This is a genomic window from Acinetobacter endophylla (genome assembly GCF_053543775.1).
In genome coordinates this window covers 51,702-64,540 of record NZ_JBLVOM010000318.1, presented here as the reverse complement: position 1 = coordinate 64,540, position 12,839 = coordinate 51,702, and the positions used below count along the sequence as shown (strand labels likewise).

Here is a 12,839-nt window from a genome sequence, read left to right as displayed (position 1 = left end):
ATAACTCGCATATCGTTTTTATTATTTCATTATTATAAATATCAATAACTTACATTATATTTAATAATTAATAGTTATTATCACTTCACTTCGTATTGAAATAGCCTATTCAGTGAAGTGATATATTCTATCTATCGAAAATTTATAACGATTCTCAATTAAGGCTGATAATAAATATCGGCATCTGTTCCTTCACCACCCGATTGACCATCTGCACCAAATGAATACAGATCGAAGCTGCGGCCATCGGTGCCCGGAATCACATATTGCAGTTCATTATCCCAGCTGTCTTTTGGAAAACCGCCCTTGACATAACCGCCTGGCACCCAGTTTTTTGCAGTCGCTGGCTGATTCACCAGTGCATCCAGACCACCTTCCTGCATACTTGGATACTTGCCATTGTCCAGCTTGTATTGATCCAGTGAACCTGCAATGCTCTGCAACTTGATCACGGTGGTATCTACTTTGGCCTTTTCACCGCGTCCCATCACGTTCGGAACGATCAGCGCAGCAAGCACACCAAGAATAACAATCACCACCATGACTTCGATTAACGTAAAGCCCGTCTGTTTATTTAATTGATTCCTTTTCATTCAATCTCTCTCATTTATTTGCATCATTCAGAATTTCCACTTGAATCTTGATCACAGCAAAATTCTAAGCGGTTTCTGTTTAAATCATATTATTCATATTCACAATTGGCAGCATGACCGCAATCACAATCACCAGAACGATACTGGCCATCAGTACCAGCATTAAAGGTTCCAACAAGGCCAGTAAAGTTGAAATCAGGGTAGTCACTTCGCGATCCTGCATCTGTGAAGCACGTTCCAGCATACGGTCCAGTTCACCGGATGCTTCACCACTTTTGATCATTTGTACCATCATCGGGGGGAAATAACCACTGCGTTCCAGTTGGGTTGCCAGGTTGCCACCTTCAGTGACTTTTTCCGCTGCCAGATTGACAGCATCACGGATCACCCAGTTGTTACTGACTGCAGCACCAATGCGCAGCGCATCGACCAGCGGCACGCCAGACTGGGTCAAAATGGATAAAGTACTGGCAAAACGTGCGGCATTAATTCCGCGTGACAATTTGCCGAATAAAGGTAATTTTAAGGTCAGACGGTCAAAGGCATAATGCCCGGCGGTAGTTCTTAAAAATCGGATTAATAAGAAAATCCCTAAAGCACCACCGATCAATAAAAATGGCCAGGCAATGCGGATAAAATCGCTGGCTTTCATCAAGGCCACGGTAATCCAGGGCAAGGCGTCTTTACTCTGATCAAAAGTCTTGACGATATCTGGCACCACATAGGTCATCAGCCCCATCACGATCGCAAAGGACATCAGCATCAGAATAATCGGATAGATCATTGCACCCTGAATTTTTTTCTGCATGGCAAACCGGTTTTCGGTATAGTCAGCCAATTGATCCAGAATCAAGTCCAGATGTCCGGAACGTTCACCGGCGGCAATCGTGGCAATATACAGCTCGGGAAACCGTCCGGATTGCTGTAAACCCTGCGCCAGACTATGACCTTCCAGTACTTTGGAGCGCACCGACATCAGCAGGTTTTGTACATGGACTTTTTCGCTTTGCTTACCGACGGCGCGAATGGCTTCTTCCAGTGGAATTGCGGCGGCGACCAGCACGGATAATTGCCGGGTCATCAGAGCCAGATCATAGGCGGTGATGCTTTTTTCAAACCATTTTCGACGATGCTGCTGGTCTTTTTTTTCAACAGGATCAACAGAGACAGGAATAAGTGCTTTATCCCGTAATTGTTGCCGGATCTGACGTGCAGAATCCCCCTCCAGCACGCCTTTTTGCTGCTTTCCTGAAGCATCAAGCGCAATAAACTGATATGCAGGCATTGTAATGCTCTAATTTTCCAAAATTTTGCTCAACGCTGTTGCGTCAGACCACCGAAATCATTCATATTCTTTGATATAAATTATCTGCTCACTCTAACATAATCGAACTTTAAGCACGACGAAATTTCTTCAGGATCTCCACCCCAAGATATGCAAAATTCTCACCCAGATTCAAGTCCACTTTATCGCGTACGCGTTGCTGTACCTGTGCATGTATTTGATTGTTTTGATTACACGATGAGTACAGCACAATTTGAACAGGCACAGATTGGCGCACGTGTACTGGTGTCGTTTGGTCGGCAGAATCTGGTCGGGGTGATTATCGAAAAACTATCCGCAGACACTCCTCTCGATCCGCGCTTTAAACTTAAGGCAGTGACCGAACTGCTCGATGAACGCGCCATTATAGATGCCAAAGTTTTAAGTTTGTTGACATGGTCAGCGCAGTATTACCAGTTTCCGATCGGTGAAGTCGTCCACAGTGCCCTGCCGACTCTGTTGCGTCAGGGTAAGCCTTATAACCTGCTGGCCCGTACCTGGAAATTCCTGGACCCTGATGCCGAGGCCAAAGTACGCCGTTCGGACAAGCAGCAGGAAGCTTACCGGATTTTAAAACTGCATCCGGTCGGGACCACTGAAAATGTGCTGAACATGGCCGGGATTGAAACCGCGACCTTAAAAGCGCTGGAGAAAAAAGAGATTTGCGCCTGTGTGCTGGAGCCACAAGATTTCAATCCGCAGCCGATGCAGCTGGCACAAATGCCGCTTACTGCCAATCCTGAACAAAAACATGCAGTCGAACAGGTATTAAAATATCGCAATCAATATCAAGCTTTTTTACTGGATGGTCTGACCGGCAGCGGTAAAACTGAAGTGTATTTGCAGATCATGGAACAGGTACTGAAACAGGGCAAACAGGTGCTGGTGCTGGTGCCGGAAATCGGCCTGACGCCGCAAACCATCAGCCGTTTTCAGTCCCGTTTTCATTGCCATATTGCGTTGCTGCATTCCGGGCTGAATGATTCCAAACGGCTACAAGCCTGGCAGTCGGCAGAAACCGGCAAAGCCTCAATCGTACTCGGTACACGTTCTGCCATTTATACCCCGATGCCGAATCTGGGCCTGATCATTCTGGATGAAGAACATGACCTGTCCTTTAAACAGCAGGAAGGCTTCCGCTATCATGCCCGCGATGTCGCCCTGTACCGCGGCCATTTACAGCAATGTCCGGTAATCTTAGGGTCAGCCACACCAAGCATTGACAGTTATGCGCTGGTGCAACATGGCAAGATGCAGGCACTGGAGCTGAACCAGCGTGCCGGCACGGCCTTGATGCCCAAAATCCATATTCTGGATTTAAAAGTTGCGCAAAAAAAGCATGGGATTAGCCTGCAATTGATTCAGGACATCAAAAAGCGCCTGGAGAAAAAAGAACAGGTGCTGATTTTTTTAAACCGCCGTGGCTATGCCCCCGTCCTGCTTTGTGGCAGCTGTGGCTGGCAGGCGCAATGTCCGCACTGTGATGCCAACTTCACTGTACACCGTCAGCCTTATCAGCATCTGCATTGCCATCACTGCGGTACTATTCACCGTATGCCGGAACACTGCCCGCAATGTCAGCATCAGGAACTGGTTACACTGGGTATGGGCACCGGCAAAGTCGAAGAACATTTAAATGAGCTATTTCCGGATTTTGAGGTGATTCGGGTCGATCGCGATTCCACCAGTCGGGTCGGCAGCTGGCAAAAAATCTATGACAAGATTCAGAAAAGCGAACCGGCGATTCTACTCGGCACCCAGATGCTGGCCAAGGGGCATCATTTTCCTTATGTGACGCTGGTGGCGATTCTGGATATTGATTCCGGTCTGCTGAGTGTGGACTTCCGTGCTACTGAACGGACTGCGCAACTGATCGTGCAAGTGGCTGGCCGTGCCGGACGTGGTGAACATAAAGGCGATGTTTATCTGCAGACCCTCAGACCTGATCATGCCCTGCTGAACACCTTAGTGAATGAAAATTATCGCGTATTTGCCCAGCAGACCTTAAAAGAACGGCAGATGGCCAGAATGCCGCCCTACCGTTATGCCATCCTGATTCGCTGTGAATCCAAGGATCAGGCACAAAATACCGAATTCTTACAGAAACATGCAGCACTCCTCAGGCAATATCCTGATCTGGCGCTGGACATCTGGGGACCAATTCCTGCGCCAATGGAACGTAAGGCCGGACGCTATCAGTCGCATATGGTGCTATTGTCAGCGGATCGTCCACGTTTGCATTACTATGTGCGTAGCTGGTGGCAAAACATGCTGCAGGACAAACCTTCTAGCATGAAGCTCACGCTGGACATCGACCCTCAGGAACTGAGCTAAAAGATATTGCGCCTGAGGATCGATCTGGAATACGAAACTGCAAGTCTGGATCAAGAATAAATTTAGGGCAGGAAAATGTCGATACTGTTACAAATAACACTGGTTCTGGTTATTGCACTGTTGATAGTGCCACTGAGTAAAAGGCTCAGATTGCCAAGTGTGCTGGGCTATCTGTTAACAGGGATCATCTTAAGTCCAAGCCTTTTGCACCTGATTCAGACACCCGAAGTCATGAGTAGTTTCATGCAAGTCAGCCTGATGGCACTGATGTTCTGGATCGGCCTGCAACTCAGACCACAACGCATTGTGCAGATTAATCCCTCCCTGTGGATGATGGCTGCTTTACAGGTACTAATCAGCACCCTGATTTTCACGCTCATGGCCTGGGTTTTCCTTCAGCAAAGCCTACTCGCCAGCATTGTAATTGGACTCGCCGGCAGTTTGTCCGCCCTGACTTTGGTGATTCAACATCTCAATCATCAGGAACAGTTCGCCACCAGCTATGGTCAGCAAGCCTATTCGATTCTGCTGATTCATGCTCTGTTGGCCATTCTGGTGATTGCAGCCATTCCATTATTTGCCGGGATTCGCTCCACTGAACATGGCGTGGCCTATTTTGCTGCGATCATCGCAACGTTGAGTGGTCTGTTTCTGTGTAATCGTTACCTGATGCAGCCGTTGTATCGCTGGATTGCTAAAAGTGGCAGTCACGAACTGCATGCGATTGTAGCGATTGCGGTGACCTTGGCATTATTGGTGCTGATGAATACCCTCGGACTGAATCTATTTCTCGGTGCCTTATTTGCCGGCATTTTATTGGCAGATTCAGATTTCAGGCCTGCGGTAGAAAGTACGATTCGGCCTTTTCAGGGCCTGTTGATGGGCTTGGCATTTATCAGTCTAGGCATGTCACTGCACTTAGCTGATCTGCTCAATTTCCCTTGGATGATTCTCGGTGGCACCCTCATTTTAATCTTGGGCAAGTTTGCAATCAACCTGGCATTGGCGCGTTATCATCAAAATAGCTGGCGCAATAGCACCTTGTTAGCAGCCAGTCTGGCACAAGGTGGCGAATTTGCTTTACTGGCACTGGTGATTGCGGTTTCCGACCAGATTATTGCGGCTGATCTGCTCTCTCCCTTGCTGTGGATGGTGAGTTTTTCCTTGCTGCTGACCCCCGCATTTTATTGGTTATTGCACAGTCAGATCTTACCGCGTCTGGATCGCCACAATCATCTGGCAGCGACTTTTGAAACTGATATTAATCCTCAAGCCCATACACCAATCCTGCTGATTGGCTTTGGTCGCTTCGGACAAATCATCGCCCGGATTCTACTGCAACAGCAACACGCCTTTAGTGTCATGGACAGCACTGTGCCAGCCACTGAGCTTCTGGCGCAGTACGACATCCCTTTCTATCAGGCAGATGCGACAGAACCGGCAGCCTTGATGCAGGCAGGGGTTGCCACGGCGCAACAGGTCATTGTCGCCATTGATGATATTGAAGACTCGATGCTGATCGTGCGGCATCTGCGGCTGAATTATCCTGAAATCTGTTTATGGATACGTGCCCGTGACCGGCATCATGTGCATTTATTGCAGGATTTGGGCGTGAAACACATCTGGCGTGAAACTTATCTTTCAGCTTTAGAACTCAGTCAGGCCTTACTAAACCAGCTCAATCCTGACCTCGAAAATAGCCAGCAACAGATTCAAAACTTCCGTGAACAGGATGAAAAACTGCTGAATAGCCAATATCATCTGGATCCGGATGAACATCCAAATTATGAAAATCAGCGGAGCAGTTTAGCCGAACTGGAGCATCTGTTTGCCCAGGATCAACGCCATAAAGTGCAAAAACAAGATACACCGCAGCAACAGGATACAAACGGCGCAGGAATTGATACGTTAAGAGATGAACTGTCCTAACTTGTGTTTTACAATAATGACACTATTAAAGCAGGGTTATGGAGAATTTTATGTCTGATTTACGCCAACGCTTTTTTATTGAAGATAGCCCTGTTCGTGGTGAAGTGGTGCATCTTGAAGAAGCTTTACAAACCATTTTAGCGCAACGTGACTATGCACCTGCAGTTAAAATCCTGCTAGGTGAAATGCTCAGTGCCACTGCACTGCTGGCCAGCACATTGAAGATTAAAGGGCGTATCAGCCTGCAAATTCAGGCATCAGGCACATTTAAATGGGCTATGGCTGAATGTAACCATTTGGGTGAAGTTCGCGCTTTGGCTGACTATGAAGAAGATCCGCACTTTCTGGTCGGTGAAGACAGCAGTACCGTGTTGAAGTCACTCACCTCTCCGGTTCTGTTCATCAATATCGAACCAGAATTTGGCGAGCGTTATCAGGGGATTGTACCCCTTGATAAAGAAAATTTGGCGGGCTGTCTGATGCAGTATTATGACCTGTCTGCACAGATTCCAACGCGCATTGTGCTGGCGAGCGACCATCAGCGTGCAGGTGGTTTATTGATTCAGCTGTTACCACGTAATAGTGAAGAAGAACAACGCCGGGTAGATGAAGATCTATGGCCACGTCTGACCATGCTCACAGAGACTCTAAAAACTGAAGAGTTAGTCGGTTTGCAAGCCACTGATATTCTGTACCGTTTATATAACGAAGAAGAAGTGCGTCTGCCAGATACGGAAGTGTTGAAGTTTGGTTGTACCTGCTCTAAAGAGCGTTGTGCAGTCGCTTTACAGCAAATCGGAATAGAGTCGATCCGTGAAACGCTGGAATTCCAGAATCCGATCGAGATGGACTGTCAGTTCTGTAATAGCCAATATACTTTTACTGCTGAAGAAGCCTTGGGCCTATTTGGTAAACACCTGAGCTAAGCAGTTCGAATCCTTAAGTTTAAAAGCATTCCCAGGAATGCTTTTTTTATGTTTTAAAATCTAGGTGACTGAGCTCAACAAAGCGTATTCCCCTACAGTAGAAAACCTGTCTACCTCCTGAATCAAACTCTCCTGTAAATCCAATCTAAGAATCCCTTTTAAATTATAAGATTATTCACACTAACAAAACCTGAATATTCATCATTTTCAAAAAATTATGAGAAAGACCGCACAGTTCATACTCTTGATTTAATTATGCTTTTAAAATAAATTAGAGCAATAATTCTAAAATGAATACATCATCAATTTAACAGGTATGTTATGAGAAAATTATTGAATACTCTACTAATGGGGATAAGTTTGGCCGCAGTCTCTAGCCTGGCCTTTGCCTATGAAGATCCGTTATTGGGTAAATGGAAAACCATCGATGATCAATCGGGTTATTCTCGTGCGGATGTGGAAATTCGCAAGAAAGCAGATGGCAGTTATGAAGGAGTAATTGTCGAAACACGCAGCTTGCCTGGCGCAGAAAAAATGGGAATTTGTCATAAATGTCCAGGTCAGCTTAAGAACAAGCCTTTTCTAGGCCTGCCGTTTATCTGGGATTTTAAGGCAGATCCGAAAAAGCCACGTGAATACCATGATGGCAAAGTGCTTGATCCGATCAGTGGCAAAGTTTACAAAGGTAAAGCACGCTTAAGTGCTAATGGTAAACGTCTGACCTTGCGTGGTTATGTGGGGGTATCGGTAATTGGTCGCAGTGTTACTTGGGTAAAATATTAATTTCAGAAAGATTTTCAAAGCCCCTATATCAGGGGCTTTTTTCTTTGTCATGATTTGAAACAATAAGGTACAAATAAAAACTGTTTTGGAGCAGGCAAAGTCATAATAATGGATCGAAGACGGTTATTTTTTATCCACTTATGATGATCAATCTTCAGCCTTGTTCAATTCTGTCCTCTGGTCTGCTTTGCAGCCCTGATATGGCGCCCTCTATTCAACATAGGAAAGTGATTGAATACGCTTTGTCGATAACACATAAAATTATAAAAACAACTTCAGCTTTAACCTTCTTTGCCTCGCATGCTGCTGATAAAGATCCGGTCAGACCGACTGATTCATCAACTACCAGTGCATCCCGACTCTTCACTCATGATCATTTGAGTCATCACTCTGAGTCTGCATGTCCAAGGATTGGAAAGCGTTCTATTTTAGTACCTTCCCTTTCTACGGATTTTGCACACTTGGCTGTTTAAGGAGTAGACCCATGACTACGATTCAGTACCAAGAAAGTTTTTCCCACGGTTATACCCCCTCAGAAATTATGGACGATCGTTCATTTGACTTGATCCACTTTGCAGAAGCGTGTGGACAAAGCCCGGAATGGGTCATGCAGTTAATTGAACATGGAATTTTACCCAATCGTTCTACACCCCCGACCAGCACTTTCCTCGGTGAAGATATCTCGCGTGCACAACGCGCCTATCGCCTGCAACGCGATTTTGATGCCTCATTTAGCGCCGTTGCCATGATGCTGGACCTCATTGATGAAGTGCAGGAGTTACGCCGCGAGGTCAAACATTTGCACTTCAAGTAAATCCTTTTCATGTTCTGTCGATCTGCATTTTCCAGTGCAGATCAGAACATATTTATATTTAATTTTATGATTAGAGTATAAGAATCCCTATGAAAACCAAAGATTGCAATAAGAAACTCAAATACATGTTTCCCGAATACCGCGACTTGATTGTGCAACTTCGCGAGGAAAATCCCTATTTTGCCAAGTTATTCGAGGAACATAATGAGCTGGACAAAGAAATCAGCCAGCTTGAACTTGATCCAGTCAATCATATCAACAATGATATTGAGGCGATCAAGCGTAAAAAACTGAAATTAAAAGATGAAATCTATAAAATACTGACTCGAACAGCTCAAGTTGAGTGATCAGCAGAACAGAGTGTTGATTTCTACAGAGCTAATCTAAAATTGAAGTCCACTGATCTACGTGTGCTTGAAAAATAGGACAACTTTTATAAATATCGATTGATAAAGGTAGCTCTATTTTAATTTGGTCAGCTTTTCAACTTCTTTCATGGTCTCTTTCACTGATTGCTTAATCGGCTCATAGTCAAGGAACCAGAACAGATTCACGTGTTGATTCTTATGCTGTTGTGCCAGTAGATCAATCACACTGCGCTCCCCTCGACCGACCAGATGTCTGCGATAGAAATAATACACCAGCAATACCGTGCTAATGAACATGATCATCAACATACTCCAGAACCCGACAGGAGATTTCGCCCCCGGAATAAATTCAAAGTTCATCCCGTAAATCCCGGTCAATAAGGTCAGCGGTGCAAAAATAGCGGTAATTATCGCCAAGATGCGCATATTTTCATTGGTCTGATTGGCAATGGCTGAAAAATGCAGGTCGATCGCCGCCTGAATCGAGGCACGCAAACGAACAGTGTGTTTTTGGATGCGCTCTACATGGCTGACCAGGTCATTCATTCGGACCAGCATAATATCCTGTCGTTCCGACTTCTTCTTGCCTTTCAAGTGCGGATAATTATCGATAATTTCATCTCGCAGTTCTTGCAAGGTATCAATTTGCTCTTCACAGAGATTTTCCACTTGTTGAAAAGACATGCTTTCTTGCAATAACTGGTTCCATTTGGTAAAGCGGCGATGCCCCTGTAATAACTCCTGTTGCCAGAATTCAACCCGTCGGGTTAAAGGCACACGTAAATCCAAATAACCATCCACCATGCTATTCAGTAAACGTAACGATAAATCCAGCGGGGTCATCGGGAGTTTTCGTGACTTATTTTGTTCCTGAGTGGAACGGATCACATGGGTTTCAATACGGGAAATATAATTTTTTATTGCTTTATTGCCTTGCTCACGTACTGTAATCAGCACTTGAGGAGTCATGATAAAACTAATCGGAGTAGTCGCCAGACCAAACACTTTTTCATGCTGTTCCAGCGCCTGCTCACCGCTCTCGATGTCATCATCCGGGGTAATCAGCTTGCGAAAAATAAGCAGCTCATAGTCATCCATGCTATCAAATACACAAGGATGTTCTAAATTAAGAATATCGTTTACATGCAATTCGTTTAGGTATAAATGGGTCTGCTGTTCTATTTCTTTTTGCCAAGTCTCAGCCCGATTAACCACATCTGCCCGGGTATAGTCGATCCAGATAAATTCAGGTTCGGCTTGAGCAATAGGCTCTTTTTGTACAAAAATATGATGTTCGGTCGGATGTTGGTAAAAATAATAAACCTGCATTAAGACAATTCTCTATTCACAATTCTGCTTTTTGTTGTTGCAGGATAGAGCTAGTAGGCCTTCCCCATCTATCCGTCTTAAAATTATGAGCCGAGCCGCAGACTTAAGCAATCCAATCAGTCTTTATTTGCGTAGCAGAATCTTATTGAAGGCATAAAAAAGCCCTGAGCCAGCCAAAGTAAACATTTTGACCAAGCTCAGGGCTTTTTTATTGTTATTCACATGAGTTTTCCCATGTGAATATTTTAACGATTAAACTTGTTCGATGTCTTTCATCGTTAATTTGATACGGCCACGGTTATCAACATCCGCAACCTGTACTTTCACTTCTTGACCTTCTTTCAATACATCTGCCACGTTCGCAATGCGTTCGTTTGAGATTTGAGAGATGTGAAGCAAGCCATCAGTACCTGGCAGGATATTCACGAACGCACCGAATTCAACGATACGGATCACTTTACCTACGTAGATTGTACCTGGCTCGATTTCAGCAGTAAGTGCCTGGATCTTGGCCACTGCAGCTTGCGCTGCCGCTTTAGTTTCACCAAATACGCGAACTGTACCGTTATCTTCGATATCGATCGCCGCTTTAGTTTCTTCAGTAATCGCACGAATGGTCGCGCCACCTTTACCGATCACATCACGGATTTTATCCGGGTTGATATTGATCACCTGGAATGTTGGTGCGTGCATCGAAATTTCAGGACGCGCACGTGAAATCACCTGGTTCATCTCATTCAAGATGTGCATACGACCCGCATAAGCCTGGTTCAATGCAGATTCCATGATCTCTTCAGTGATACCTTCGATCTTGATGTCCATTTGTAGCGCAGTAATACCGTTTGCAGAACCAGCTACTTTAAAGTCCATGTCGCCCAAGTGATCTTCATCACCCAAGATGTCAGAAAGAACTGCGAAACGCTCGCCTTCTTTCACTAGACCCATCGCAATACCTGCAACTGGTGCTTTAAGTGGAACACCAGCATCCATAAGAGAAAGTGATGCACCACATACAGACGCCATTGAAGACGAACCGTTAGATTCAGTGATGTCAGATACGATACGGATCACGTACGGGAAGCGATCAGCAGCAGGAAGTACAGCTTGAACACCACGACGTGCCAGACGACCGTGACCAATCTCACGACGCTTAGGACCAGATTCACGGCCAGTTTCACCTACAGAATATGCAGGGAAGTTGTAGTGCAACATGAAGTTGTCAGTTTTTGTACCTGCAAGAGTATCAACCATCAACGCATCACGAGTATTACCCAAAGTCGTTGTGACCAAGGCTTGAGTTTCACCACGTGTGAACAATGCAGAACCGTGAGCACGATCCAATACGCCTACTTGTACGTCGATTGCACGAACAGTTTTGGTATCACGACCATCGATACGTGGCTTACCAGACAGGATGTTGTCACGTACAGTACGATATTTAAGGTCTTCGAACAGCTCATTTACTTCTTCTGCAATGCCAGTTTCGTCATTTTCAGGAACGAACTGTGCAACTGCTTCTGCATAAAGCGCGTCAAGTGCCGCATAACGGTCTTGCTTAACTGCAATCGTGTAAGCTTCAGAAATTTTCGCTTCGAATGCTTCTTTCAATTTACCAAGAAGTTCTTCGTTTTTAACTGGAGCAACCCAAGTTGATTCAACCGCGCCTGCAGCTGCAGCAAATTCTTTGATCGCTTGGATCGCAATTTGCATTTCGTCATGACCGAACAATACAGCGCCCAGCATTTGATCTTCTGAAAGCTCTTTCGCTTCAGATTCAACCATCAATACTGCAGTTTCCGTACCCGCAACAACAAGATCAAGATCAGACTCTTTAAGTTGTTCAAGGTTCGGGTTCAGGATGTATTCACCGTTGATTAAACCAACGCGCGCACCACCGATTGGACCACGGAAAGGAGTACCAGCGATAGACAATGCAGCAGATGTACCTAACATTGCAGCAATGTCAGCATCCATTGTTTTATCAGAAGAAATAACTGTGGCTGTTACTTGAATTTCGTTGAAGTAACCTTCCGGGAACAACGGACGAATTGGACGGTCAATCAGACGTGAAATCAAAGTTTCAGCTTCAGACTGACGGCCTTCACGCTTGCCATAACCACCCGGGATACGACCAGCAGCATATTGCTTTTCTTGGTAGTTAACAGTTAATGGGAAGAAATCTTGACCTGCTTTTGCTTTAGGCTGTGCCACAACAGCGACAAGTACTTGTACGCCGCCCATGGTGATCACAACAGTGTTTGCCTGACGGGCAACACGACCTGTTTCCAAGATAACGTTGTGCTGACCGAATTGGAATTCTTTACGAATAATATTAAACATTGACATGTTTTATTTTTTCCTAGTTCTTGTGAACAATTATTCTAGTGGAGACCCCTAAGGTTTGGCATTCATGACCATATGGACGAGTAAATGACAAAG

10 protein-coding genes are annotated in these 12,839 nt (G+C 45.2%); 6 read left to right on the top strand and 4 right to left on the bottom strand.

Going from position 1 to position 12,839, the window contains the following annotated elements; translation table 11 throughout:
- Window positions 1-158 precede the first annotated feature (158 nt).
- Together gspG and gspF are read right to left on the bottom strand one after the other, a co-directional pair.
- Window positions 159-593, bottom strand: coding sequence for a type II secretion system major pseudopilin GspG (gene gspG, locus ACNPNW_RS19000; protein WP_004278567.1), 435 nt, complete (start codon window positions 591-593; stop codon window positions 159-161).
- 79 nt (window positions 594-672) lie between these two features.
- Window positions 673-1,878 (bottom strand): type II secretion system inner membrane protein GspF, encoded by a 1,206-nt coding sequence (gene gspF / locus ACNPNW_RS18995; RefSeq protein WP_420937489.1) that lies wholly within the window; start codon window positions 1,876-1,878, stop codon window positions 673-675.
- A gap of 150 nt (window positions 1,879-2,028) precedes the next feature.
- On the opposite strand from gspF, the gene ACNPNW_RS18990 reads away from it, so the two are divergent.
- The 6 genes from ACNPNW_RS18990 to ACNPNW_RS18965 all read left to right on the top strand — a co-directional run bounded on the left by ACNPNW_RS18990 (window position 2,029) and on the right by ACNPNW_RS18965 (window position 9,050).
- Window positions 2,029-4,251 (top strand): primosomal protein N', encoded by a 2,223-nt coding sequence (locus ACNPNW_RS18990; RefSeq protein ID WP_396469764.1) that lies wholly within the window; start codon window positions 2,029-2,031, stop codon window positions 4,249-4,251.
- A 75-nt stretch (window positions 4,252-4,326) separates the two neighbouring features.
- Window positions 4,327-6,180 (top strand): cation:proton antiporter domain-containing protein, encoded by a 1,854-nt coding sequence (locus ACNPNW_RS18985; RefSeq protein ID WP_396469765.1) that lies wholly within the window; start codon window positions 4,327-4,329, stop codon window positions 6,178-6,180.
- Window positions 6,181-6,230: 50 nt separating this feature from the next.
- The gene (hslO, locus tag ACNPNW_RS18980) at window positions 6,231-7,106 is read left to right on the top strand and encodes an Hsp33 family molecular chaperone HslO (RefSeq protein WP_004278571.1); all 876 of its coding nucleotides are present in this window, start codon (window positions 6,231-6,233) and stop codon (window positions 7,104-7,106) included.
- A 321-nt stretch (window positions 7,107-7,427) separates the two neighbouring features.
- Window positions 7,428-7,889 carry a DUF2147 domain-containing protein gene (locus tag ACNPNW_RS18975; protein WP_005102907.1) on the top strand — a complete coding sequence of 154 codons (462 nt, stop codon included), beginning with the start codon at window positions 7,428-7,430 and terminating at the stop codon, window positions 7,887-7,889.
- Window positions 7,890-8,373: 484 nt separating this feature from the next.
- The gene (locus tag ACNPNW_RS18970; protein WP_005102905.1) at window positions 8,374-8,703 is read left to right on the top strand and encodes a chaperone modulator CbpM; all 330 of its coding nucleotides are present in this window, start codon (window positions 8,374-8,376) and stop codon (window positions 8,701-8,703) included.
- A gap of 89 nt (window positions 8,704-8,792) precedes the next feature.
- The gene (locus ACNPNW_RS18965; RefSeq protein ID WP_005102903.1) at window positions 8,793-9,050 is read left to right on the top strand and encodes an HP1242/YdcH family protein; all 258 of its coding nucleotides are present in this window, start codon (window positions 8,793-8,795) and stop codon (window positions 9,048-9,050) included.
- 114 nt (window positions 9,051-9,164) lie between these two features.
- On the opposite strand, the gene ACNPNW_RS18960 is transcribed toward ACNPNW_RS18965, so the two are convergent.
- Complete coding sequence (locus ACNPNW_RS18960; protein ID WP_005267559.1) at window positions 9,165-10,400, bottom strand: magnesium transporter CorA family protein; 1,236 nt, start codon at window positions 10,398-10,400, stop codon at window positions 9,165-9,167.
- 252 nt (window positions 10,401-10,652) lie between these two features.
- Complete coding sequence (gene pnp, locus ACNPNW_RS18955) at window positions 10,653-12,740, bottom strand: polyribonucleotide nucleotidyltransferase (protein WP_171058372.1); 2,088 nt, start codon at window positions 12,738-12,740, stop codon at window positions 10,653-10,655.
- Between the last annotated feature and the right edge of the window lie 99 nt (window positions 12,741-12,839).